Raw genomic sequence first — 22,950 nt, forward strand, 5'->3', positions numbered from 1 at the left:
TCACTCTCCTTAATTCATCAATCAAAATGGAACAGCCCGGCGCCGTGCAGCTTCAACCAGCGCCGCGCCGCCTGCCAGTCCGGGTACAGGCGCGCGGTCTCCGCCCAGAACGCCGGTGAATGGTTCATGTGTTCCAGATGGGCCAGCTCATGGGCGATCACGTAATCCAGCACCGCCGGCGGCGCCTGCAGCAAGCGCCAGTTCAGCCGGATCACCCCGGCCGCGGTGCAACTGCCCCAGCGCGTGCGCGCCGATGACAGCTGCAGGCCGCTGGGCCGGCGCCGGCAGGCGCGCGCCAGTGCCTCCATCCGCGCCGGAAAACGCAAGGCCGCCTCACGTTTGAAGAAACGGCATACCGCCAGCTTCAAAGCGGCCGCGTCGCCCTCGACGATACCGGTAACAATCAAGCCCTCCGCCGACAGCCTGGCCGTGCGCCGCACGCCGGCCGCCAGCACGATGGGCAGAGCCTGGCCCTGCCAACTCAGTTGGCTGAGATCCTCGGCTTGTCGCCGCGCCTGCCTTTGCCGCGCCACATGGCCGGCGATCCAGTCGCGGCGCTCCAACAGCACTTCGCGCAGGCGGGCGGCGCTGACCGCCGGATGCGCGACCAGCTCCACCCTGCCCGCGCTGACCCGTATGCCCACGCTTTTGCGCGGGCGCCGGGTCAGCACCACGTCCACCTCGCCGTCAGGCAGCGGCAGACGCAGCCAGACGTTTGCGCTTTTCATCCGCGTCCGCGAACGGGCCGACGCCGCCGATCTCGCGCTGGCGCGCCTCGATCCACTGCTCGGCTTCCTTCATCATCGCCTCGGGCCCCAGCTCTTCGCTCGGCACGATGGGCTTGCCCACCACCACGGTGATCTCGCCGGGGTATTTCAGGAAGGCGTTGCGCGGCCAGAATTCGCCGGCGTTGTGCGCCACCGGCACCAGCGGCATGTCGAACTGCTTGGCCATGCGCGCCGCGCCCAGCTTGTATTTGCCCGCCACGCCCGGCTTGGTGCGGGTGCCTTCCGGGAATACCGTGATCCAGAAGCGGTGGCGTTTGCGCTCCAGCCCCTGCTCCAGCAGGCGCTGGTTGGCGTTGGCGCGGTCGGAGCGGTTGATGATGATGGGGTTCATCAGCACCAGGCCCCAGCCGAACACCGGAATCCAGGTCAATTCGCGCTTGGCCACGTACACCTGCCACGGAAAGATCTTCTGCAAGGCCAGCGTTTCCCAGCCGGACTGGTGCTTGGAACAGATCACCGACGGCTGCTCAGGCAGGTTGTCCGCGCCCAGCACCTTGTATTTCAGGCCGATCACGTGCTCCAGCATCCACAGCAGGCTCAAGGCCCAGCTGACGCCGAACACATGGCGCGCGCGGCGCGGCAGCGGCGCGGACAGCAGCAGCAGGAAGAAGAAGAGCGGCGTGACGATCATCAGCACCAGCCAGTACAGCAGGTTACGAAGCCATAAACTCAGCATGCTTGGAACACTATCCTTTTCTGAAATCAACGTTCGCGGGAATCGATCAGATATTCCGCGGCGTCGTACAAATCGTCGAACACCAGGGTGCCGGCCGGCAGTTCGCCGTCGGCCAGCGTCTTGGCGCCCTTGCCGGTCTTGACCAGGATGGGCAGGCCGCCCACCGCCGCCACCGACTCCAGATCGCGCCGGCTGTCGCCGATCAGCGGCAAACCGTCCAGCTTCACATTGAAGCGCTCCGCGATCTCCAACACCATGCCCGGCAGCGGCTTGCGACAGTCGCAGCCAGCGCTGGGGCCGTGCGGACAGAACAGCACCGCGTCGATGCGGCCGCCGGCCTGGCCCACCAGCCTATGCATCTTCTCGTGCATGGCGTTGAGCGCCTGCATGTCGAACAGGCCGCGGCCGATGCCGGATTGATTGGTGGCCACCACCACGCGCCAACCGGACTGGGTCAGATTGGCGATCGCCTCCAGGCTGTGTTCGATCGGCACCCATTCCGCCGGCGATTTGACGAAATCGTCGCGGTCTTCGTTGATCACGCCGTCGCGGTCGAGTATCACTAGTTTCACGGTTTTCCCCGTCCAGAGCGCCGGGGCGGCCACGGCCGCCCCATCGGATTACTCCGCCAGCAGCGAGATGTCCGCCACGCGGTTGAACAAGCCGGCCAGACGCGCCAGCAAGGCGATGCGGTTGTTGCGCACCGCGGCGTCGTCCGCCATCACCATCACGCCGTCGAAGAAGGCGTCCACCGGCGCGCGCAGCGAGGCCAGCTGAGTCAGCGCGGCGGCGAAGTCGCGGGCGGCGAACTTATCGTCCACCTGCGGCGCCAACTGCTCGACGGCGGCGAACAACGCCTGCTCGGCCGCTTCGCCCAACAGCGCCGGATTCACCGCGCCCACTTCGCCTTCCACCTTCTTCAGGATGTTCTTCACCCGTTTGTTGGCGGCGGCCAGCGCGGCCGCTTCCGGCAGCGCTTTGAAAGCGGCCACGGCGGACAAGACCGCGCGCACTTCCGCCAGCCGGCTGGGCGATAGCGCCAGCACCGCGTCGATCTCGTCGCCCTTGTAATCGGCGGCGAGGAAGTTCTTCAGGCGGTCCATCATGAAGCCGAACACCTCGTCGGCCACGCTGGCGGACAGCTTGCCGGCCGGGAAGGCCGCGGCGACGATGTTCAGCAGCGCCTTCAGGTCCAAATCCGCGTCCAGCGCCATGCGCACCACGCCCAGAGCGGCGCGGCGCAGGGCGAACGGATCCTTGTCGCCGGTGGGGATCAGGCCTATGCCCCAGATGCCGACGATGGTTTCCAGCTTGTCCGCCAACGCCACCGCGGTGGCGATCTTGCCTTCCGGCAGCGTGTCGCCGGCGAAACGCGGGTGGTAATGGCCTTCGATGGCGGCGGCCACTTCGGCGTGCTCGCCGTCGAACTGGGCGTAATACATGCCCATCACGCCCTGCAGCTCGGGGAATTCGCCCACCATGCCGGACACCAGGTCGGCCTTGGCCAGATAGGCGGCGCGGGCGGCCAGCGCGGCGTCGGCGCCCAGCTCATGGGCGATGGCGCCGGCGATGCTCTGCAAGCGCTCCACGCGCTCCAGCTGCGAACCGATCTTATTGTGGTAGACCACATTGGCCAGACGCGGCAGCCGGCTGTCCAGCCGCGCCTTCTGGTCCTGTTCGAAGAAGAACTTGGCGTCGGACAGGCGCGCGCGCAGCACGCGCTCGTTGCCGCCGACGATGAAGGACGGATCCGCGGTTTCCAGATTGGACACCAGCAGGAAGCGGTTCATCAGCTTGCCGGACGCGTCCAGCAGCGGGAAGTATTTCTGGTTCTGCTGCATGGTCAGGATCAGGCATTCCTGCGGCACACGCAGGAATTCGGCCTCGAAGCCGGCTTCCAGCACCACCGGCCATTCCACCAGGCCGGTCACCTCGTCGAACAAGGCCTCCGGCGCGGCGATGGTGGCGTTCAGGCGGGCGGCGGCCTCGGCCAGCTTGTGGCGGATCAGTTCGCGGCGCGCGTCGAAGCTGGCCACCACCTTGCCGGACTCATGCAGGGTGCGGGCGTAGGCGTCGGCGTTGGCCACGGTCACTTCGCCCTCGGACAGGAAGCGATGGCCGCGGGTGCGCTGGCCGCTGTGCAGGCCCAGCACCTCGCCCGGCACCACCGCGTCGCCGTGCAGCATGATCAGGCCGTGCACCGGACGCACGAACTGCACGTCCAGGCTGCCCCAGCGCATCAGCTTGGGCGCCGGCAGCTTTTTCAGCGCCAAGGCCACCACGTCGGCCAGCACCGCGGCCAGCGGCTGACCCTGCTTGACGCTCTCGTAGACGTACACGTCCTGCTTGCCGTCGCTCATCGTGGACAGCGCGGACACGTCCACGCCGCAGGAGCGGGCGAAACCGGCCAGCGCCGGCGTGGGCTGGCCGTCTTTCATCCCGGCGGCCACGGCCGGGCCCTTGCGGCTAATCTTCTGGTCCGGCTGCAAGGCGGCCACATCGGCCAGCTGCACCGCCAGGCGGCGCGGCGAGGCGTAGACCGTCGCTTCGGCGTCGGCCGGCGCGAACTGCATCTTTTTCAGTTCGTCGCCTATGGTCTGGGCAAAGCTGGCGGCCAGCTTTTCCAACGCTTTGGGCGGCAGCTCCTCGGTGAGCAGCTCAATCAGCAATGTCTGGTTCATATTCACTCTAAAACTTAACGCTTGGCGGCCCCGGCGGCTTCGCAGATCACCTTCATCATGGCGTCGGCGACCGATCCGTTATACACGGGCTGCCATTTCCAGGCGTGACGCGGCACTGGAAACAGGGTTGAGAACAGGTGCTTGTTGTTGCGATCGAAATAATCGGAACTGACAAACACGTACTGGTACTTGCCGCAGTCGGCGTAGCCTACGCTGCGGCGGATATTGAATTTCAGCTTGTAGCTTTTCTCGTACTGGATCTTGTCGAACCGTTCCTGGTTGACGAAGTGCACCAGCCCGTCCTGCCCCAGCCACAGCGAATTGCCGTCTATCGCCAATTGCAGCGCCTTGCCGTCCTGATACGCCACCCAGTCGGCGGCGGGCTCGGCCTGCGCCGGCAGCGCCAGCGCGGCGCACAGACATGCGAAAAAGGCCTTCATGCGCATTCCCTCTGTCAAGAAACGGCCGGGGCGGCAAGCCAAGCTCAGGCCTGCCGGCACATCGGGAAACCCAGCGCTTCGCGGGCGTCGTAATACGCCTGCGCCACGCCGCGGGACAGGGTGCGGATGCGGCCGATATAGGTGGCGCGTTCGGTCACCGAGATCGCGCCGCGCGCGTCCAGCAGGTTGAAGGTGTGCCCGGCCTTGAGAATCATCTCGTAGGCCGGCAGCGGCAGGCTGGCCTCCAGCAGCGACTTGGCCTCGGCCTCGTAGTCGTTGAACTGGCGGAACAGCAGCTCGACGTTGCTGTGTTCGAACGCGTACTTGGACTGCTCCACTTCGTTCTGGAAGAACACATTGCCGTACGTGACCGGCTGGCCGTCCGGCAGATGGGTCCAGATCAGGTCGTAGACGTTCTCCACGCCCTGCAGATACATGGCCAGACGCTCCAGACCGTAGGTGATCTCGCCCAGCACCGGCTTGCAGTCCAGGCCGCCCACTTGCTGGAAGTAGGTGAACTGGGTCACTTCCATACCGTTCAGCCACACTTCCCAGCCCAGGCCCCAGGCGCCCAGGGTCGGGTTTTCCCAGTCGTCCTCGACGAAGCGGATATCCTGCACCGTCGGATCCAGGCCCAGCTCCTTCAAGGAACCCAGATACAGTTCCTGGATATTGGACGGAGCCGGCTTCAGCACCACCTGGAATTGATGATGCTGGAACAGGCGGTTGGGGTTCTCGCCGTAACGACCGTCCGCGGGTCGACGCGACGGCTGCACATAGGCCGCGTTCCACGGCTCCGGCCCCAGCGCCCGCAGAAAGGTGGCGGTGTGGGAAGTCCCCGCGCCCACTTCGGTGTCGTAAGGCTGCAGCAAGGCGCAGCCCTGGCGGTTCCAATAGTGCTGGAGCGTGAGGATGATTTCCTGGAAGGTAAGCATAGAGGTGGCAAGCAAAGTGAAAAGTCAAAGGCAGATTCTACCGCCTAGCGCCCCCCGCGCAAAGCCAAGCCGTTGGCGGCAAATCAAAAAGGCCGGCGAAACGCCCTCGCGCCGGCCCGCCTCGCGCAGCGGCGCCCTCATTTGCCCGCCGCCGGCACCATATCCCGGAACTTGCGCTGGGTGTATTTGGCGTAGATGCGCTCCACGCTGCCGTCGCGGATCAGATCGCCTATCGTCGCGTCCAGCCTGGCCGCCAGCGCCGCCTGCCGGGCGCTGAAATTGGGCGACAGATCGGTGCGGTCTATCACCGGCTGCAAGATCTCCACGTTCGGCCGCAGGGAGGCGCCCCACACATCGCACAAGACGAACCGACGATGGCCGCCGGTCAGCATCGCGTACAGCTGATCCTCGTCGTTGCTCGGCTCCAGCTTCCAGTTGGGATAGTTCAGAATCTTCGGCGTATAGGTGTAACCGCGCACCATGCCCACCGCCTGGCCTTGCACCAGTTTCCAGTCGAAGGATTTGACCGGCGAGCCGCGCTTGACGCACAAGGCCACCGGATAGCTGGAATAGACGTTCTTGAAACGCGGCGTCTGAGCGGCCACTTCATTGTCTATCACCGCGTCGTAATCGCCGGTCTTGACGCCGCGCAGGCAACGCTCCCAAGGCGCGGCCTCCATCGTCACCGGCACCTTCATCCGGCGGAAGGCCTCTTGCAGCACGTCGTGGCTGATGCCGGAATCCACCTTGCCGTTCTTCACATAGCTGAACGGCTGCCACTCCACCCCGCACAGTTTGATCGGGGCCTGCGCCGCCGCGCCCGCCGCCAGCAGACAGGCCCCGGCAGCCGTCATCCCTAGACTCGCCCGCATCGGCCTCTCCTCTCGTCCCGCTGTCCGCGACGATTTGTTATATGCCGGATCCGCGGCAATGCAAAGCCTGCGCCGCCAGCCGATCTGCCAGCGCCCGCCCCTTGGCCAGACAGTCCGGCAGCGACACCCCGTCCAGCCAGTTGGCGCAGACATGCAGGCCGCGCTCGCTCGCGGCCGCCGCCAGCGGCCGCAAGGCCGCCATCGCCGCCGTGCCCTGCGGCAGCGCCTGCGGCCAACGCACGATGCGCTGGCTCAAGGGTTCGCCCTCCAGCCCGAACAGGCGCGCCAGCTCCAGGTTCAAGCGCCGCAACAAGGCCTGATCCGGCAAAGCGGCCAACTCCGGCTGGCGACGGCCGCCGATGAAGCTGGTCAACAAGCGCGAGCCGGGCGCCGCCGTATGCGGATAAATCCGGCTGGACATCAAATGCCCCAAGGCCAAAGCCTGCTCGCTGGCCGGATGCAAGCCGCCAAAACCCTCCAGCGGCCGGCGCAGCGTCCGCTCCGCCGCCACGGTGGCCACCACGGTCAGCGGCGCATAGGGCAGCGCCGCGCAGGCCCGCGCCCATTCCGGCTCGCAGGGTTCCAGCAGCCGCGCCGCCTGCGGCGCCGGCAAAGCCAGCACCACCGCGCTGGCCGGCTGCGGCCCCTGCGGCGTCCACAAACGCCAGCCCTCGCCCGCGCGTTCCAGCGCCAGCGCCGGACAGCCCAGCCTCACGTCCAGATCTCTCGCCAGCCGCTCCGCCAGGCTGGACAGCCCGCCCGCCAGCGTGCACATCCGCTTGCGCCGGGTCTCGCCGCGCCGCCAGCGCCGCCACATGCCCAAGGCCAGCGATCCCGCCTCCCGCTCCGCCGCCGCCAATGCGGGCAGGCATTCCCTCATCAGCAATTCTTCCGGATCGCCGGCGAACACGCCGCCGATGAACGGGTCCACCAGGGTGGCCAGCACCTCCTCGCCCAAGCGGCGCCGAAAAAAGGCCGCCACCGTTTCCGACGCGTCCGGCTCGGCGGGGCGGCGCCAAGGCTCGCTCAACAGCCGCCATTTGGCGCCCGGGCTGAAATAGCCGCCGGCCAACAGGGAGGCGGGACCGTCGGGCAAGGCGCGGTAATGGCCGTGCCGCAGCACGAAGCGCCGCTGCGGCCCCGCCGCCGGCGCCAAGGGCGTCAGTCCCAGCTCCAGCAGCCATTGCCACAAGGCCTCATCCGCCAGCAAAGTATTGGGCCCCGCCTCCATCAAGCCCGGCGCCAGGTCCAGACTCAGCACCTTGCCGCCCACCCGGTCGGACGCCTCGTACACCACCGCGTCCACGCCTCGCCGGCGCAACTGCCAGGCGCAGGCCAGGCCGGACATTCCCGCGCCGATCACCGCAATCATTTCCCGTCCCCCTCAAAGCCAAAAGGCCGCCCAGCGGCGGCCCTCGATGGAAGACAGTATGCGGCAAGACGCCGGCCGGCCAATTGATCCGCCGCAAGCCGACGCGCCGGCCTAGCCCTCCGGCGGGAACACGCCGCGTTGCTCGGCCTGCTCCAAGGCCTGTTCCAGCCATCCGGCCGCGGCGCGGCAGCCCTGCCTGACCCCCGGCATCACGCGCTCCAGCACCTGGGACTTGCGCACCTGCTGCTCCTTCCAGCCCTTGCCGTCGGAGTGCAGGTTCAACAAGGCCGGCGCCAGCCGGTCTATCGCATTGGCGAAACGCGCCTCCGCGGTAAAGCCTTGTTCGAACTCGTCCCACAAGGCCAACATTTCCTCCGCCTGCGCCTGCGGCAGCAGGTTGAACACCTGAGCCGCGCCGGCGCGTTCGGCCTCTTTCTCCTCAGGGCCTTCTCCTCGGTCGAATACGCTGACGTCGCCGGCGACGATTTCGCCGACATCGTGCACCAGCAAGAGCCTGACCACTCGGTCCAGCGCCACCGGCTCGTTGGCGTGCGGCTGCAAGGCCATGGCGAGCATCGCCACCTGCCAGCTGTGCTCGGCGGAGTTTTCCCGCCTCTGCTGCGAAGCGATCCAGTTTTTGCGGATCACTTCTTTCAATTTATCCAGTTCAAGGAAAAACTGGATGCTCTGGCTTAAGGCGGCATTACTCGTCATCACGGCTCCTGTGGATGCGGCGGCTCGCGTTCCGGCTCAGCGCCAGGGTCGGCCCGACAATGCCAAAACGATCAAAACCATTTCAATTCTACTCTATTTTCATAAACATCCATCAGGAACCGCTGACGCTCGAAGCCAGGGCCGCCTTGCCCGCCACGGGGTTGCCATCGTCGCCCACCAACAAAAAACGGACTTCCGCCTGCTCGACGGCGCAGGACGGGGACGAATCCAAGGCCAGCGTCTCCGCCGTTAAGGGCGCCACCATCTCCGCCGCCAATGGCTGCGCCGGCGCCCCGGCGCAGGCCAGCTCCAGCGCGCGGAAGGTGGCGTAATAAGGGCTGGCGTTGTCGATGCGCACACGCGGACCGTCCGTCCGCTGCTCCAGGGTGAAACGCAGTTGCTCCGGCAAGTCCTCAACCGAGACGGGCAGCTTGGCCGGCCGCATCAAAACCTTCATCTGAGTCCGCAGCGTGACGGTCAGCGTCTGCGCATCCGCCGGCAAATCCGTCCTCGCCGGAGGGATTTCGTACAGGTTCAACCAGAACAGCGACTCGCGATCCACGGGCAAGGGCACGCCGGTGGCGAGCAGGCGCAGACTGATCTGTCCCTTCGGGTTCAAGCGGAAGATAGGCGGAATGGGCATCACCGCCGCGCCCGCCGCTCCGGCCGCGTCCGGGCCGGACTCCAAATGACCGTCGTCGACCCAGGCCTGCACCACCACCGGATAGGGGTTGAGATTGACCAGTTGCAGCGATTGCTCGGCGCCGCCGGCCTCGAACACCACCCGTGTCGACTCCGCCATCAGCCCGGCCCAACTGCTGCCGCACAATAGGCACAACAGACCGCCCGCGCTCCAGCGCGCCCATGCGCTACTGGACACGGACCACCACTTGCGCGGTCGCGTTCAAGGAACCCGGCTTGACCTTCTTGCCCGGCAGGCGGATCAGCGTCGCGCTCATCCGGGCACGGTAATGGGTCAGACCGCTCTGGTTACTCGTCGCTTCCGCGTCCTGCAACACCGGATACCAGCCGTCTGGGGCTCCGCCGCCGGTGATCAGCTCATTGCTCAACAGGTTCAAGCGCTGGCCGCCCGGCCGGCTCAAGGCCACGCCCACGCCGGTGGCCACGGCGGGGTTGACCCCGTAACCGTCGGACAGCAGATGCGTGACCCCACTACCGCCGGGGGCGCCCAAGCCTTCTTTCAAGGCCGCTTGGTAATTGTCGGCTTGCACCAACACCCCCATCGCCGTCTGTCCCGTTCTGGTTCCGCTTTGAAAACCGGACAGGCCGATATTGGCCGGCGAGCCCGTCTGGCATTGCAGGTTGATCTCGATCGGCAGCGTACGTTGCCCGCCCTTCTCCATCTCAACCGCGCTGATGGACGGGAAAAGCACCACCGGCGTCACCATTTCCACCCGACAGCTGGCGGTTCTGCGGATCTTGACGGTGTTATACGGGTTGATGGCGCCGGGCCAGGCGTTGTAGAAACCGGACCAATTGTTTATGTGATCGGCGCCTATAAACAAACCTGGCGACCAGCCGCCGCCTTGAAACGCGCTGTAAGCTATCGGCTGGCTATTTACCCAGCTCTGGCCAAGCTCGCTATCCTGCCAGACTATATCCGGATAGCCCTTCGCCTCGCTGTATTTGAAAAACTCCACCTTGTAGTTGCTGAAATGCTTGACCTTGATCAGAAGCCACTTCTGTGAATCGATGTCTTCAGCCGTCAGTTTCAATGCTCGGCGTTTCCACTTCCGCGTCGCATGCTCTCCGGTATTCAGATTGGTCACTCGCGAAATCAGCCCGCGCTGCATCGTACGGTAAGAATCCGCCAGCCCGATGGCGCTGCCCACCTCATCCCTGCCGGCCCATTCGTTGTCGCCATTGGTCGAGTAGTATTCAAACAGTTTTCCCTCTTCTTCTTTCGTGCAACGGAATAGCACTTGTTCCGGCGTATAGCCGCCGATATTGCCGAAACCCAAGTCGTAAATGCTCAACACCTTGCTGCCCAACAAGGTGCCGTCAGGCTGGAATATCTCGTTATTGATATTGAGGGTCATCGCCATCGCCTGCTGCCCTGCATCGTCTCGCGCGCCCTCCCACAACCGTACCACCCCCTTGCCCGGTTCAACATAATCCACATCGTTGGGATTGGTCGACGGCGTGGGGCGCGACACGCGATAGCACGCGGCCTCCGCCTGCGCGCTCCACAGCCCACCCAGCAGCACGGCCAATAAGGCCGCCGCGCCATGCCTCCGCGCCGCGGCGTCAGTTTGAAATTTCATCTTGGTCCTCATTGTTTGAGCGGCGGCGCGCACTCCGCCTCCAGGCGGATAATCGGCCGGCTTGGCGCGTCGTCGGCCAGTTCATACGGCAGCGCGCACTGCCTGTCCGCCTCTTTGCCCCACTTCACCAGCAGGCGCGCCTTGCGGGAGGCCACCCGCGCATAGGCCTGCCCGCCCTGGCCCACCATGCCGATATTGGAGCCGTCTTCCGCGTACACCATCGCGCCCATGGGCAGGGCCTGGCCGTTTGCCAGCCGCCCCTTGATCAACAGCGCCTGGCCGCGGCGGGTGGCGAACTTCAGCCTGACCGCCGCGCCGGCGTAAGGCGCGGTGCGCAATTGGTCGCCTTGCAGCTCCACGCCATCGGCCAGGCCCTTGCTGTCCAGCGACACGTCGTTGTAACGGTAAGGGGTCAGCGACGGGATCAGCGCGTAACCGGCGCGGTCCACCTTGGCGCCCATGCCGTAGCGCACTTCCGCGCCTTTGGCGCCCGGCGCTTCCACCAGGCCGAAGGTTTCGCTCAGATAGGGGCCGAAGGTCACGCCGCCGCGGTGCACCGCCACTGCGCCGCGCGCGCTGGCGCCGGTTTGGGTGAAATTGCGTCCGCGCGAATAACTGCCGCCCACGGTGACCAGCGGGAAGCGCTTTTGCACATTGCCGCCCAATGCGGTGGCGCTGTTTTGCGAGGTCTGCGACACGTTGACGCCGTAGCTGACCGTCTGCGCCTCGTCCGCGGTGCCGCTCAAGGACAGTTGCAGATTGTTTTCACCGTCGCTGCGGCTGGTCGAGGCCGCCAACATCGGCGCGCGCCGGACCTTCCCCAAGGGCATGGATAGATTGAACATCACCGTATTGCGCACCCGTCCGCTGTCCAGCGGCTGAAATCTGGAGCCGCCGTCTTGCGACTGCCCCATGCGCTGGCGCGCCACCGATACCCCGTAACTGATGGAACGGAACTGGTTCTGATAGCTGAGTTGCAGCTGGATGTCCCGCTCCTTGCCGTTGTAGTAATCGCTGATCGCGGCGGACAGTCCCAGGCTGCCGTAATCGCCCAGCCGCTGGTTGACGCTGACGGTGAACTGGTTGCGCTGCTGGAAGCTGCCGGAGTTCCAGGTCCGGCCCTGCTTATAGGCCTCGCGCGCGCCCAGCGCGTCGACCAGATCGCGGTAGCCGCGAGTGGAGTAGCGATAGCCCGCCAAAGTAATGGACGTGGCGGTGGGCTGGATGGTGTGGCTGTAAGTCAGTGCCGCGCGCCAGCCGTGGATCTGGCTGCCGTCGCTGTCGCGGGAGCGCGACAAGGTGGCGTCCGCGCCCAAGGCGCCGTAGCGAGACCCCCACACCGCCCCGCCCAGCAGCGCGGCGTAATCGGACGCCGCCCGCGCGCCCATATTGGCGGTCAAGGCGTTGCTGACGCCGCGCTGATAAGTGAAATCGGCGAACACCGGCTTGTCTTCCAGCGTATTGCGCAGCTGGCCCACCGTCAGGCTGTAACGCGTCTGGCCCGGCCGCATCGATCCCGGCACCGCGGCAAACGGCACGGTGAAACGCTTCACCTGTCCGTCCGCCTCCGTCACCTCCACCTCCAGGTCGCCCTGATAGCTGGTGGGGAACAGATCGTCGATCACGAAGGGCCCGGGCGCCACCACGGTCTGATAAATTTCCTGCTTGCCCTGACGCACCACCACCCTGGCGTTGGTGTCCGCCACGCCGCGCACCACCGGCGCGTAGCCGCGCACGGCTTCCGGCAGCATCCGGTCGTCGCTGCGTAGCTGCACGCCGCGATAGCTGAGCCCGCTCAGCAGGCTGCCGCCGGTGGAGCTGTCTCCCAGCGTCAGCTCGCTCTGCAGGGCGGGCAAGGCGCGCTGCACATAGCTGCGGATATGATTCCAACGCCCGCCTCCGGCCATGCCGCTGCTGTAGTTGGATTGCTGGCGCAAACGCCACAGACCCAGGTTCACCCCGGCGTCGGCGGAAACGTAGTGATAGGTGTTGCTGATATCGCCGGTGCTGGAGCGGTAGCTGTTGGCGTCGTAGTTGAGGAAGCCGATGGCCGCGCCGACGTCCAGATCCTCTTCCGCCACGTAGCCGCGCGGCAGCCGTTTCATCGCCGCCTGCGGCACCGACAGATTCAGACGCAGCCGCGGCAGGTCGAACTCGCTGCCGGCGCCGGGAATGCGCAGCGCCAGCGGCCAGCACGCCGCCGCGTCCTCCTCGTCCGGCGGCAAGCTTTCGGGCAAGACTCCGGCCTTGATCAGGAAAGCCCGATCCAGACAAGCGGACGTGGGGTGGTCTTCCTCGCGCCGGAAGCTCACGGTTTGGCGAGAGTAAAACGTATTGTTGACGAAAACATCCACCAGGTACTCGCCGGGGTCTACCTGGCTGGGTTTGTTGAAGCGCTCGATGTCGTCCGCCAGCGAGTTGCCTTGCAGCAGCCGCTTGTCGAAACGGTAAGCCAAGAGCGCCGGCGCGGCCTCGGCCGTACCCGGCTCGGCCCAGACCAAGCCAGGCGACAGGCAGACCGCGCCGGCGGCCAGCATGGGGGGAAGACCAGGAAGCCACTGGCCGCGATAGGAAGTTGAAGTCATATCCGGGGAATCACTCCGCTGCCACGGCGGCGGACTCGACTTCGTTCACGCCGCCGTAATCATTGACATGCTTGTAACGCACGGAGAGCGGCGCGCTGGTCTGCGTCAGCCCCGATACCGGCCAACTGGCTCGGGAAAACGGCGCCAGCATGTCCGCCTTGAAAGCGTGGGCCTTGCCGCCGCTCATCACCTCGCCGCCCATCAGCGTCAGGTAGTAGCCGCTGCGGTTGTCCGCAACCAATTGCCATGCGCGGCCCTGACGCTGCAAGGAGAAACGCAGTTGCTCCGGCGCCTGCTCAACCCGGCCCTGAATGCCCGCCGGGCGATAAAACAGCTTGAGCCGGCTGCGCAGCATCACCAGCATCTGGTTTTGCTCCGAGAACTCGCCGGTAACCGACGGGATCTGCAGCATGTTGAAGTAGTAGACCGACTCCCTGTCCTGCGGCAGCTCGCTGCCGTCGAACACCAACCGCACGGTCTGACCCGCCTTAGGTTCCATGCGGAACACCGACGGCATGGCGGCGAACGGCGCCGAAGCGGACTCCGGCGTGGAGTCCACGTCGCCGGAATCCAGCCAGACCTGGACCACATTGGGCGTGGCGTCTTCGTTGCTCAGTTGGATGCTGCTCTCGCGAGCCTGGCCGGGATAAACGATGCGGGTGTTGTTCAGCACCACGCTGGCCCAGGCCGCCGGCCACGCCGTCAGCAGAATCAGTCCCGGCAGCAGCGCGCGCCGGAGCGCGGCGGCGCTAAACGCGCCGCGCTCCGGCTGACTGCCGCTAGGTTTACAAGTAGGAAACCGCATACTGCACGCTGCCCAGCACCGACCCTACGGTGGCGGCGCCTTCGGCGTAGTAGCGGACGGCGAACTTGTGCTCAGCCGTGGTTTTGCCTGCTTCCAATACCAGGCCGGACGCCTTGTAGCCGCCGGCCAGGTCGAACGGATTAGCCGGAGCAGCCGGGTCCAGCAATTGCAGGGCAACGTTCTTGGCGGTGCCGGTGTTAACGATATTGCCGTCCTTAGTCAGGCTATTGGCGACGAACACGGTCTTGATCTCGGTGCCGCCGGTGGGCGCCGCTTCACAACCGGTCAGACGGATGGTGAAATCGGTTTGCCCCGCCGCCGCGCCCGCCGCGCTCAGGCTGGTCGTCGGCACCGTAGGCAACAGAACCACCGGGTTGCTGTCATTGCCGTTGATATCCACCTTGCAAGTTTGCGAGGACACTTCGCCCTGGAAGTTAATGGTGTTGCCCGCCAGCGCTAAAGTCGGCAGAAATAAACTGGCCAAAACGACGATCTTTTTCATGAAACGACTCTCCATTGATATTTAAATATCTTCAATTTCAAACTCGCCGAAAATCCTTTTAATCGAGCCCAAAATAAAAGACAGGCCGATTGTACTTAGCTCCCCTAAACAGACAAATAGGATTTTTCCTAAAAAAATCATGGCGACACAAAAAACGCAAACGCATTTACCAAAAATTAATTTACAATAATGATAAAATTAATATGTTTATAACAAGCGTTATATTCTCAAAAATTACATAATGGATCTATTTATAGATAACCAAAACCACCAAAACAGCCCCCTGCTTACATGGATGCCATCCAGGCAATATGCGCCGTCCGCTCAGCCAACATTACCATATCATGCGCCACATCAGCGTTTTCCAACCGAGCTTGAATCTGACATCTCCTAGGCCTCAAGCGCCCCCTCCTAATGAATTCATCTCAGACAGTGTTATGTTTTAATACTATCCTTAACAGCTAACACCCTATCCATTTCACAAAAATAACCTATCAAAACTTCAGAGAACATCATGTCAAGCGCCACGCCTGGCAGGAGAGTTTATAAAAACAAAAAACCCCTTGTCCCGCCAAGAGGACAAGGGGCCATGCCAGACGGCTAATCCTAGCTGTCTACAACAGCAAGACAACCATCAAGCAAGCTGACATTACATGTCGAACCGGTTCACGATCTCACGCGCAAGAGCGAGACAAAACCTTGCGGCTGAGAAATTTGGACAGGCTCTTAAAACGACGACAAGGCCATCGCTCTGGCCACCGCTTCACTAAGCTTGGTGCCATCAGGCAATACCGCGCTATTCAACAAGCGCTCATGAATGAGCCTGGCTTGTTCGGCCTGGCCCGCGGACTGCAATAACAAGCTCTGCGCATATTGGCCGGGGAAGCTGTCGGGGTTCAGTCCCAAAGCCCGTCTGGCGGACTGCTGGGCTTCTTGCAAATGCCCCTCCATGATCGCGACGATGGCGAGGCCGCCATGGGTATCGGCAAAGTTCCGATCCAGCCGCAAGGCTTCCAGCAAAGCCTCCTTGGCCTGCGCAGGTCGATTGCTCAAGATTCGACACCAGGCCAGCACATGCCAACTGCCCACATGCCCCGGCATCGAACGCAGCGCTTGAGCCACGCTGGACTCCGCCTCATCCAGTTTGCCTTCCAGCATGGAAACCAGACCCAGCCCCATCTGCGCCCGGCCTGAATTCGGCTTACTGGCGCAGGCCTGCCGCAACAAGGGGCTTGCGACGGTCAGGTCCTGCTTGCTTAAGGCCAACATGCCCAACACTGTCGCCGCATCCGGATCGGAAGGCGAAAGCTCCAAGACTTGACGAGCGATGCGTTCCGCAGCGGCCAGATTCTCTTGATCCAGATATAAGGTCGCCAACAAACCATACAGACTCAGGTGCTCAGGAAACTGCCGCAAAGCCGTTTCCGCCGCTACAACCGCATCCTCCAGCCGGCCTAAAAAGTGCAAGGCGCGGACATGCAAGGGGCCGGCTTGAGGCAAGAGCGCCAAACTCTTGGACGCTCTGGCGGCTTGGGGCTCCGCCTCCTCATAACGCCCTTGCAACATCAGCGCGTAGGCCAGGTTGTAGAATAAGGCGGGCTCCTCCCAAGCTTCGTCCCGCAAGGCCTGGAACACCGCCACCGCCTCGTCAAGACGTCCCTGCCGCATCAAGGCGACGCCCTGCAAGGAGCGGCCGCCAAAGTGTCCCGGCGCCGCCGCGAACAATTGCCGCAGAGCGGCTTCATGCTCATGCAGGCTGCCGGCCTGCAAATGGAGATCGGCCAGTTCGAGCAGCAAATGAGGATTGGCCGGATCGGCCGCTAGATAAGCCTGTAATTGGCTTAATCGCTGATTGGGTTCGGTCATCATGCTTGCTTATGGGATTGTTGCAATTGCTGCCGCAAGTACGCGGCCAGCTTTTCATATTGGGGGTGCTGACGAAGGGCCGCAGCCACATCCGCCACCAAGCCGCCGAAAGCCGGATCCGTTGCCGCGCCGGCGCCAAACTCTTCCGCAAGCAAAGCGCGCACATGCACTTCCAGCACGCGCGACTCCGCATCGGGCCAGCTTGGATCGATCGCCCGCAGCTGCTTGGCAATCTGTCGACGCACGTCGGCGCTACCAGCAGCCTTGGCCGTGCCGGCCGCCGGCGCGGATTTTGATCCGGCCGGCCTTTGGCCCTCTACCGATCGGTTTCTGGCCAACAAGCGCTGTAAAATACTGGCTTTGTCTATCGGCTCCATCGGTTCAATTCCAGCCAAACACCTGCATCAATGTAGCTTATCGTCTCCGCTGGAGGCGTACCCTCGCAGCAGCAAGTTGCCTGCCGAGGCGCCCGCGGCCGGCTCGGCCTCCACCATCGGCGCCTCAGAGCCGGCGCCCTGCTGGGCATCGATCTGCGCCAGAATCCGCCGCATGTCCTCGTTCAGCATGGGCGCGGCCTGGTTGGCCGCGATGCCTCGCGTCAAGTGCTCCCGGCAATCGGCAAACTCATCCCGGATCAGATGCAGCAGGCCTTGGCGAAACAGTTGCAGCGGATGATCCTCCGCCAACTCGCCCAGCCCTTGCCACGCTTGCTCGGCCCGGTCCGGCTGCCCCTGGGTCAGATGCAACAGGCCCAACTGGAAAACCGCCATCACCAGCCCCGGCTGCAAAGCCACCGCCTGCTCCATTTCGACCACAGCGCGGTCAAACAAGCCGATCTGCGCATACTCCGCTCCCAGCAAGTAACGCAGGCGGGCATCTTCGCCATCGTTTCTCACCCCCTGCTTCAGCAGCGCCACCGCTTCCGCATGTTGCTGGCTTTCCATCGCTTGCAAAGCCAACTGAAAAAGCTCTTCCTGATCCAATATCGCGTAATCCATTAGTACTCCATTTCAACACATCGCCGCATCAGAACGGCAGCACGCTCATGAAAAAACGAGTCAGCCAGCCGGGCTTGGCGAACAAGCTCTGATTACCGGCGGTCTGCTGCTCCAATCGAACATCCGTGACCTTGGTGGAGGACACTAGGTTGCCAGGCAGGATGTCGCGAGGATTGACTGTTCCGGACAGCCGGATCTGCTCGCTATCCTCGTTTATCTGGACCTGCTTCTCCCCGCTCACCCGCAAATATCCGTTCGCCAGAATCCCCACCACGGTCACTGAGATGGAACTGGTAAAACTGCTGCTGTTGTTGCGGCTGCCTCGGCCATCCATCTTCTCGCCGCCGGAGGCGCTCAGTTCGCCGGACAAGGACTTCTTTCCCGGGGACCAGCCAAACATCCGGTTGATTGCGGGAGCGTCCATTTCCACTCCGATCTCGTTGCCTAGCCGAGTATCCCGGCTGCCTCTGGCCTCTTCGGACAAGCTGGAACTGGCGCGCTCCTGAATCACCACCGTCAGGCTGTCGCCAACGCGGGACGGCACATCGTCGCGGAAATAGGAACGATAACGGCCAGGCTGATACAGACTGCCGGGGGTGGTCTGCGCCATGGGAACAGGCGCGGGATCCGCGCTGGTCGGCCCGGAAACCAATGGCTTGGGCGTTGCTACACATCCGCCCAGCGCGGACAAGACGGTAAACAACAACATTATTCTGGCACAACAAGACATAATCGGTCTTTCAATTGGACGGCAGTCCATCCGCAGCAAGCGAAACCAAGGGCTCGTCTCTACCGCTCGACAGCACACGCCTGTAACAGTCTTATCTCGTCCGCGGCGGAAAAGTTTAGGCGCCTCACGCATCTTTTCAGGCCTCCCTCTCTTTCGCCGAAGATAGGCTGGCGCGCAAGGCGGCCAAGCCTTCCTTGTGCAACTGCGAAACCCGCCCCTTGCTCAGCCCTATCAGCTGAGCGATCTCGGAAAACGGCACCCCGTTCAGATAGTGCAGTCGCAGCACTTTTTGCGCTTTGTCCGGCACCCCGCTCAAGCCGGCCAACAAGTCCCGCTTCGTTTCCTTCAACTCCAGCGAACGGTAGGCCAGATCCTCGGACGCCGGTTCCGGCTCGGCCAAATACATCCCGCTGTCCTCCAGCATGAAACCGATGGCCAGCCCCACCGACAGCTCCCGCAAAATATCGAAGGGTTCCGCCGCATCCGGCTCCATCGCCTCAACCCGTTCCTGCAAGGCTTTCCGGCGCGCGGACGCTTGGCTCGCCACTTCCGACGTTCGCGCCAGCTGATCCAAGATCGCCCCCCTAATCCGATATTCGGCATAGGTCTTGAACGCCACGCCGCATTCGGGACGATAACGGTCAATCGCCTCCAGCAGCCCTATCACCCCCCAATGGAACACATCGTGAAACTCGTAACTGTCCCCCACCCGCCGCGCATAAATCCGCGCCGCCAGAATGCGCACCAAGGGCTGATGAGCCTCCACCAATGCGGCTCGGGCTTCGGCTGAGGCGGCGGCGGCTTGGAGCACATCGCGCGCCTCAGCATCCAAGGACGAATTCAGGGCGGGCATCGCGGATCATGAGCCGCCGGACAACACCGCCCTGGCCACCAGCGTCCAACCGTCGATCAATACAAACATCAGCACCTTGATCGGCAAAGCGATGGAAACCGGAGGCACCATCATCATCCCCATCGCCATCAAAACGCTGGAAACGATGATGTCCACTAGAAGGAAAGGCAGGAAGATCACGAAACCGATTTGGAAGGCCAGCCTAAGTTCGCTCAACAGAAAGGCAGGCACCACATGCACCAGACTGATGGATTCGGCATTGTCGGGCATGTCCTTGCCCGCGCTGCTCAGCACAAAGCTCATATCCTGCTCGCGAGTCCGGCCTATCATGTATTCCTTCATGATGACCCCTCCTTGCCGCAGAGCGGACGAAGCCGGCAAACGTTGCTGGTACAAGGGCGTCACCACCTGCTGATCCAGCTTCTCGAAGGTGGGCCCCATGGACAGCAAGGTCAGGAACGCGGCCAGCATGATCAACACCACATTGGGCGGGGTTTCCTGCATGCCCATCGCGTGCCGCAACATGGACAGCACGATCACGATGCGGGTAAACGAAGTCATCGCCACCATCATGCCCGGCAGCAAGGCCACCAAGGTCAACGCCAGCACGATGTTGACCGCCTGACTGACGCCTGCGCCGTTCAGCGCCACGTCCACCATTTGCGTTTGGGCGTTGGCCGCCAGGGGCAGCCAGCAAAGCGCCCAAATCCATTGCTGCATTTTTCTCATGCTCTGGACTCATCCCTGAGCACCGTGACGCCATGCTCGCTTTCCGCCAACATGATTTCACGGTCGCGGTGCTGGACCACATACACCGTTGATTTAGCGGACAAGCGGCATTTGTCCACCACCCGCAGACTATCCGCGCCGGTCCCGGCTTGGCCAAGGCGCGGACGACGCAATCGCCACCAACACGCCGCAGCGCCGATCAGCGCCAAGCCGCCCAATATTTCATAAGGGCCAAGCAGACCGCCGCTGCTTGCCGGCGGATCACGACGAAACTGCAGCGGAGCCCGCGCCGGTTCGGATGCCGAAACCGCGCAAGCAGGCGCGGAAGTCCCGCTTGCGCACACACCGGCAAGCGCGCTCGCGCCTTGGACGCACACTATCAGGGCAAACGCGTATTTCATCTTCATCATGCCGTTCACGCGGAAAAACGCGCCACCTGCTCAATGCGGACGCCAAGATGGTCGCCCGCCACCACCAGGGCGCCGCGCGCGACCACCTGACCGCCCAGCAGGATCTCCACCGGGTCCCCCGGCGTCTTGTCCAGGGCCAGCACCTCGCCCTCCTTCAGCGCGTCCAGTGCGGCGATGCTCAATTGGCAGCGGCCAATCCGGGTATCCAACCGAACTTCCACGTCTTTCAGCAATTCAAGACGGCCCCCCAGCAAACCCTGCGCCGCCGCATCCGCCTTGGCGTCCAAAGGGGCTGGATTGAAAATTTCAACTTCCTTGCTCATGTTTCACTCTTTTTGATGGGCCGTGCCGGTCGGACGACTTTCACCGCCAGACGTCCCTGATCCACACCGTACTTCGCCCGTCCTAAAGCCATGCCGTCAGGCAGGCAAAGCTCAAATAATCCATCCGCCTTCTGATCCAGCCGAAGCACATCCCCTGCTTGCAAGGACTCCAGGTCCGCCAAGGACAGGCGTGCCGGCGCGGCGCGCACTTCCAGCTCCACTAGCTGTTCCAGCGGCAAATCCCTCAACTTCAGCGGCTCCAACGCCGCTGGCTGCGCCCTGGCCGGCAACAAGCCCGCGGCCTGCTCCGGCGACAAGAGCACAGCCAATGTCTGGCCCGCCGCGCTCAGTTGCAGACACAGCGCGCCAAGCACGGAATACAGGGGCAACAACTCCGCCGCGCTCACCGCTTTGTCCCGGTAAAGGCTAGCGTCGTCTCCTGCGGTCAGCTGACGGCCCAAGGCCAGACGGGCGGCGTCCAGCACCGGGCCGGCCAGGCTCGACGCGTCCAGCGCAGCGCGGCTTTTTTTCACGCCAAGGCATAAGGCAGAGAAAAAACCATCCGCTTCCGCATCGTTCGCCATCGCCGGCAGCGCTTCGCCGCCATCCAGCCACGCCAAGCCGGCCAGATCCGACAAGGCGACCGGGCGCAGCCTTAGGTCGACTTCGCCCTCCGCAATTGACCAATCCCGCAGCCAATACGAGCACCGCTCGCGCAAGCGCGACTCGATTTGCGCCAGCTCCGCGCCGGCGTACAGGCGATACGGCAGGGCAACGCTCATCGCCCCCCCTTCATCTGCAGAGCCTGCTGCATCATTTCATTGGCGGCGGAAATCAGTTGGGACGCCGCCTGATAGCCGCGCTGCGTGATCATCATGTCGCTGAATTCGGCGGACAGCTCCACATTGGACAGCTCCACCTTGCCTGCCGCGACCTTGCCGAAAACGCCGCTGCCCGCCGCCCCGTACTCGGCCGTCTGTCCCGGACGCGCGCGGTAGTAGCCGGAACCAATGCGCTCCAACTGCTGATCCGGCTGGGCGAACCAGGCCAGCGCCAGCTTGCCTGCGACCGCGGTTTGCCCATTGGAGTAACTGATCTGCGCCTTGCCGTCCTGATCGAAACTCAGCTTGGTCAACGCGCCCGACGCATAGCCGTCCTGGCTGGCCACGCGGATGGTGGACGAGGTGCCGCCGGACAGGCTGGTGGTGTCCGAGATGGAGCCCGGTTCGCCGAAGAACAGTTTCAGAATGCCGCCTCCGCTGCTGGGCGTGTTCAAACGGACCGAGACCTGGTTGTAGCCAAAGGACGGCGAGCCGTCCGGGTCAAAACGAATCTCGCCGCTCCCCAGCGTGCTCAAGGCCACTTTGTCCTGAACCTCCACCTTCCAATTGCGGGGCGTGCCGGTGCCGGTGAAGCTGATCTTCAACTGCCGCGCAACCCCGTCCTTGTCGAACACCGTGGTTTCGACGCTGCTGTTGGTCGCGCCGGTGGACAGGTTGTCCGCAAACTTGATGGTGGAGGTCGGCTTGGCGGCCTGGTTGCGCAAGGCGCCGATGGAGAAGTCCTGCAACTCCTTGTTGGGCCCCAGCATCTGGATTCGCGATTTGTCTTGCCGAGAACTCAGCACACCGTCCAGATCCAGTTCAAACTGTCCCACCCGGCTGTAATTGAGCTGGTTTCCGTTCTTGGAAACCAGGAAACCGGCGCCGTCCACCGAGACATCCAAAGGGTTGGCCGACGCTTGCAGCTCACCGGAGGAGAAATCCGTCACCGTGGAACCTATCTTCACGCCCACGCCGTGCTGACCGCCATTGCCGCCCTGGGTATCGTACTGGTACATCATGTCGGTGAATTGCAGCGAAGTGCGCTTGAAGCCCGGCGTGTTCAGATTGGCAACGTTATTGCCGATATTGGACAAGCCTTTCTGGAAGGTGCGCAGCCCGCTCAAGCCGACGAACATGGTATCGATCATGTCGCGCTCCCGCGCACCAGCGCCACCTGGGTCAGCGACACGCCGGTCATCAGTTCGCCGCTGGCGGACTTCACCGTCAGCATGGGCTGGCCGCCGGCAAAGGAAATAGTGGTGACCTGGCCCGGCACGTTGCCGCTCGCCGTCGCCACCTCCACCGTCTTGCCGATCAGCCCCAAGGACTGATTGGCCGCTTGCTGCGCCAGCAGGGTATCCAGCTTTTCATTGGACATCCTCGTCTGCTCTAAGGAGGAGAACTGCGCCATCTGCGCCATGAATTGCTGATTGTCGATAGGCTTCAGCGGATCCTGGAAAGTCAGTTGCGTGGAGAGAATCCGCAGAAAATCCTGCTGGGTGATTCCCCTCGTCTGCGCAACGCTGCCGCCGCTCGAAATGCCCAAACCTGTAGTTGCCATG

The 22,950-nt window shown here is 63.6% G+C and carries 25 protein-coding genes; all 25 read right to left on the reverse strand.

The features are described from left to right. Positions 1-17: 17 nt before the first annotated feature. The 25 genes from NK214_RS09200 to NK214_RS09320 all read right to left on the reverse strand — a co-directional run bounded on the left by NK214_RS09200 (position 18) and on the right by NK214_RS09320 (position 22,949). A complete protein-coding gene (locus tag NK214_RS09200) occupies positions 18-728 on the reverse strand; it encodes a M48 family metallopeptidase (protein ID WP_253314292.1) in 711 nt (236 codons plus the stop codon). Further along, positions 688-1,464 carry a 1-acyl-sn-glycerol-3-phosphate acyltransferase gene (locus NK214_RS09205; RefSeq protein WP_235084178.1) on the reverse strand — a complete coding sequence of 259 codons (777 nt, stop codon included), beginning with the start codon at positions 1,462-1,464 and terminating at the stop codon, positions 688-690. The genes NK214_RS09200 and NK214_RS09205 overlap by 41 nt, the downstream gene beginning before the upstream one ends. Positions 1,465-1,490: 26 nt before the next feature. Then, positions 1,491-2,036 (reverse strand): D-glycero-beta-D-manno-heptose 1,7-bisphosphate 7-phosphatase, encoded by a 546-nt coding sequence (gene gmhB / locus NK214_RS09210; RefSeq protein WP_019103520.1) that lies wholly within the window; start codon positions 2,034-2,036, stop codon positions 1,491-1,493. A gap of 48 nt (positions 2,037-2,084) precedes the next feature. Continuing rightward, the gene (gene glyS, locus NK214_RS09215; protein WP_253314293.1) at positions 2,085-4,145 is read right to left on the reverse strand and encodes a glycine--tRNA ligase subunit beta; all 2,061 of its coding nucleotides are present in this window, start codon (positions 4,143-4,145) and stop codon (positions 2,085-2,087) included. Positions 4,146-4,159: 14 nt separating this feature from the next. Then, positions 4,160-4,585 (reverse strand): surface-adhesin E family protein, encoded by a 426-nt coding sequence (locus NK214_RS09220; RefSeq protein ID WP_227107127.1) that lies wholly within the window; start codon positions 4,583-4,585, stop codon positions 4,160-4,162. Positions 4,586-4,629: 44 nt separating this feature from the next. Beyond that, a complete protein-coding gene (gene glyQ / locus NK214_RS09225) occupies positions 4,630-5,520 on the reverse strand; it encodes a glycine--tRNA ligase subunit alpha (protein WP_107798300.1) in 891 nt (296 codons plus the stop codon). A gap of 137 nt (positions 5,521-5,657) precedes the next feature. Next, positions 5,658-6,392 (reverse strand): ABC transporter substrate-binding protein, encoded by a 735-nt coding sequence (locus NK214_RS09230; RefSeq protein WP_158274228.1) that lies wholly within the window; start codon positions 6,390-6,392, stop codon positions 5,658-5,660. Positions 6,393-6,429: 37 nt separating this feature from the next. Continuing rightward, positions 6,430-7,764 (reverse strand): protoporphyrinogen oxidase, encoded by a 1,335-nt coding sequence (gene hemG / locus NK214_RS09235; protein WP_305883551.1) that lies wholly within the window; start codon positions 7,762-7,764, stop codon positions 6,430-6,432. A 111-nt stretch (positions 7,765-7,875) separates the two neighbouring features. Further along, positions 7,876-8,478 (reverse strand): HD family hydrolase, encoded by a 603-nt coding sequence (locus NK214_RS09240; RefSeq protein ID WP_107798297.1) that lies wholly within the window; start codon positions 8,476-8,478, stop codon positions 7,876-7,878. A gap of 112 nt (positions 8,479-8,590) precedes the next feature. After that, a complete protein-coding gene (locus tag NK214_RS09245; RefSeq protein WP_253314294.1) occupies positions 8,591-9,358 on the reverse strand; it encodes a fimbria/pilus periplasmic chaperone in 768 nt (255 codons plus the stop codon). After that, complete coding sequence (locus NK214_RS25160) at positions 9,348-10,796, reverse strand: fimbrial protein (protein WP_253314295.1); 1,449 nt, start codon at positions 10,794-10,796, stop codon at positions 9,348-9,350. The genes NK214_RS09245 and NK214_RS25160 overlap by 11 nt, the downstream gene beginning before the upstream one ends. Further along, positions 10,772-13,348 carry a fimbria/pilus outer membrane usher protein gene (locus NK214_RS09255; protein ID WP_253314296.1) on the reverse strand — a complete coding sequence of 859 codons (2,577 nt, stop codon included), beginning with the start codon at positions 13,346-13,348 and terminating at the stop codon, positions 10,772-10,774. The genes NK214_RS25160 and NK214_RS09255 overlap by 25 nt, the downstream gene beginning before the upstream one ends. Positions 13,349-13,358: 10 nt before the next feature. Further along, on the reverse strand, positions 13,359-14,153 hold the full coding sequence (locus NK214_RS09260; RefSeq protein ID WP_227107118.1) for a molecular chaperone: 795 nt from the start codon (positions 14,151-14,153) through the stop codon (positions 13,359-13,361). Further along, positions 14,134-14,655, reverse strand: a complete 522-nt coding sequence (locus tag NK214_RS09265) for a fimbrial protein (RefSeq protein WP_253314297.1) — start codon at positions 14,653-14,655, stop codon at positions 14,134-14,136. Before NK214_RS09265 ends, NK214_RS09260 begins: the two co-directional genes overlap by 20 nt. A gap of 726 nt (positions 14,656-15,381) precedes the next feature. Beyond that, on the reverse strand, positions 15,382-16,521 hold the full coding sequence (locus NK214_RS09270) for a lipopolysaccharide assembly protein LapB (protein ID WP_253314298.1): 1,140 nt from the start codon (positions 16,519-16,521) through the stop codon (positions 15,382-15,384). Next, positions 16,521-16,898 carry a hypothetical protein gene (locus tag NK214_RS09275; protein ID WP_166451287.1) on the reverse strand — a complete coding sequence of 126 codons (378 nt, stop codon included), beginning with the start codon at positions 16,896-16,898 and terminating at the stop codon, positions 16,521-16,523. Before NK214_RS09275 ends, NK214_RS09270 begins: the two co-directional genes overlap by 1 nt. 27 nt (positions 16,899-16,925) lie before the next feature. Beyond that, complete coding sequence (locus NK214_RS09280) at positions 16,926-17,519, reverse strand: hypothetical protein (protein ID WP_253314299.1); 594 nt, start codon at positions 17,517-17,519, stop codon at positions 16,926-16,928. Positions 17,520-17,547: 28 nt separating this feature from the next. Next, the gene (locus tag NK214_RS09285; RefSeq protein WP_253314300.1) at positions 17,548-18,222 is read right to left on the reverse strand and encodes a flagellar basal body L-ring protein FlgH; all 675 of its coding nucleotides are present in this window, start codon (positions 18,220-18,222) and stop codon (positions 17,548-17,550) included. 163 nt (positions 18,223-18,385) lie between these two features. Beyond that, positions 18,386-19,102, reverse strand: coding sequence for a sigma-70 family RNA polymerase sigma factor (locus NK214_RS09290; RefSeq protein WP_253314301.1), 717 nt, complete (start codon positions 19,100-19,102; stop codon positions 18,386-18,388). A gap of 6 nt (positions 19,103-19,108) precedes the next feature. After that, positions 19,109-19,831: a flagellar type III secretion system pore protein FliP gene (gene fliP, locus NK214_RS09295; RefSeq protein WP_253314302.1), complete on the reverse strand. Its 723-nt coding sequence runs from the start codon at positions 19,829-19,831 to the stop codon at positions 19,109-19,111. Then, positions 19,828-20,241: a flagellar biosynthetic protein FliO gene (locus NK214_RS09300; protein ID WP_235084192.1), complete on the reverse strand. Its 414-nt coding sequence runs from the start codon at positions 20,239-20,241 to the stop codon at positions 19,828-19,830. Before NK214_RS09300 ends, fliP begins: the two co-directional genes overlap by 4 nt. Before the next feature lie 5 nt (positions 20,242-20,246). Further along, positions 20,247-20,564, reverse strand: a complete 318-nt coding sequence (locus NK214_RS09305) for a FliM/FliN family flagellar motor switch protein (RefSeq protein ID WP_253314303.1) — start codon at positions 20,562-20,564, stop codon at positions 20,247-20,249. Further along, positions 20,561-21,346 (reverse strand): FliM/FliN family flagellar motor C-terminal domain-containing protein, encoded by a 786-nt coding sequence (locus NK214_RS09310; protein WP_253314304.1) that lies wholly within the window; start codon positions 21,344-21,346, stop codon positions 20,561-20,563. Before NK214_RS09310 ends, NK214_RS09305 begins: the two co-directional genes overlap by 4 nt. Beyond that, entirely contained in the window at positions 21,343-22,536 is a 1,194-nt protein-coding gene (locus NK214_RS09315; RefSeq protein ID WP_253314305.1) for a flagellar hook-basal body complex protein, read from the reverse strand. Before NK214_RS09315 ends, NK214_RS09310 begins: the two co-directional genes overlap by 4 nt. Next, positions 22,533-22,949 (reverse strand): flagellar hook assembly protein FlgD, encoded by a 417-nt coding sequence (locus tag NK214_RS09320; protein ID WP_166451295.1) that lies wholly within the window; start codon positions 22,947-22,949, stop codon positions 22,533-22,535. The genes NK214_RS09315 and NK214_RS09320 overlap by 4 nt, the downstream gene beginning before the upstream one ends. Position 22,950: the final 1 nt, after the last annotated feature.

Source organism: Chromobacterium sp. S0633 (genome assembly GCF_024158805.1).
Classification (GTDB): Bacteria; Pseudomonadota; Gammaproteobacteria; order Burkholderiales; family Chromobacteriaceae; genus Chromobacterium.

Excerpts from the sequence above, each read along its gene's own strand:
- NK214_RS09200 (WP_253314292.1), bottom strand. The coding sequence starts at position 728 with ATGAAAAGCGCAAACGTCTGGCTGCGTCTGCCGCTGCCTGACGGCGAG.
- NK214_RS09205 (WP_235084178.1), bottom strand. The coding sequence starts at position 1,464 with ATGCTGAGTTTATGGCTTCGTAACCTGCTGTACTGGCTGGTGCTGATG.
- glyS (WP_253314293.1), bottom strand. The coding sequence starts at position 4,145 with ATGAACCAGACATTGCTGATTGAGCTGCTCACCGAGGAGCTGCCGCCC.
- NK214_RS09220 (WP_227107127.1), bottom strand. The coding sequence starts at position 4,585 with ATGAAGGCCTTTTTCGCATGTCTGTGCGCCGCGCTGGCGCTGCCGGCG.
- glyQ (WP_107798300.1), bottom strand. The coding sequence starts at position 5,520 with ATGCTTACCTTCCAGGAAATCATCCTCACGCTCCAGCACTATTGGAAC.
- NK214_RS09230 (WP_158274228.1), bottom strand. The coding sequence starts at position 6,392 with ATGCGGGCGAGTCTAGGGATGACGGCTGCCGGGGCCTGTCTGCTGGCG.
- hemG (WP_305883551.1), bottom strand. The coding sequence starts at position 7,764 with ATGATTGCGGTGATCGGCGCGGGAATGTCCGGCCTGGCCTGCGCCTGG.
- NK214_RS09240 (WP_107798297.1), bottom strand. The coding sequence starts at position 8,478 with ATGACGAGTAATGCCGCCTTAAGCCAGAGCATCCAGTTTTTCCTTGAA.
- NK214_RS09255 (WP_253314296.1), bottom strand. The coding sequence starts at position 13,348 with ATGACTTCAACTTCCTATCGCGGCCAGTGGCTTCCTGGTCTTCCCCCC.
- NK214_RS09260 (WP_227107118.1), bottom strand. The coding sequence starts at position 14,153 with ATGCGGTTTCCTACTTGTAAACCTAGCGGCAGTCAGCCGGAGCGCGGC.
- NK214_RS09265 (WP_253314297.1), bottom strand. The coding sequence starts at position 14,655 with ATGAAAAAGATCGTCGTTTTGGCCAGTTTATTTCTGCCGACTTTAGCG.
- NK214_RS09270 (WP_253314298.1), bottom strand. The coding sequence starts at position 16,521 with ATGACCGAACCCAATCAGCGATTAAGCCAATTACAGGCTTATCTAGCG.
- NK214_RS09275 (WP_166451287.1), bottom strand. The coding sequence starts at position 16,898 with ATGGAGCCGATAGACAAAGCCAGTATTTTACAGCGCTTGTTGGCCAGA.
- NK214_RS09280 (WP_253314299.1), bottom strand. The coding sequence starts at position 17,519 with ATGGATTACGCGATATTGGATCAGGAAGAGCTTTTTCAGTTGGCTTTG.
- NK214_RS09290 (WP_253314301.1), bottom strand. The coding sequence starts at position 19,102 with ATGCCCGCCCTGAATTCGTCCTTGGATGCTGAGGCGCGCGATGTGCTC.
- fliP (WP_253314302.1), bottom strand. The coding sequence starts at position 19,831 with ATGAGAAAAATGCAGCAATGGATTTGGGCGCTTTGCTGGCTGCCCCTG.
- NK214_RS09300 (WP_235084192.1), bottom strand. The coding sequence starts at position 20,241 with ATGATGAAGATGAAATACGCGTTTGCCCTGATAGTGTGCGTCCAAGGC.
- NK214_RS09305 (WP_253314303.1), bottom strand. The coding sequence starts at position 20,564 with ATGAGCAAGGAAGTTGAAATTTTCAATCCAGCCCCTTTGGACGCCAAG.
- NK214_RS09310 (WP_253314304.1), bottom strand. The coding sequence starts at position 21,346 with ATGAGCGTTGCCCTGCCGTATCGCCTGTACGCCGGCGCGGAGCTGGCG.
- NK214_RS09315 (WP_253314305.1), bottom strand. The coding sequence starts at position 22,536 with ATGATCGATACCATGTTCGTCGGCTTGAGCGGGCTGCGCACCTTCCAG.
- NK214_RS09320 (WP_166451295.1), bottom strand. The coding sequence starts at position 22,949 with ATGGCAACTACAGGTTTGGGCATTTCGAGCGGCGGCAGCGTTGCGCAG.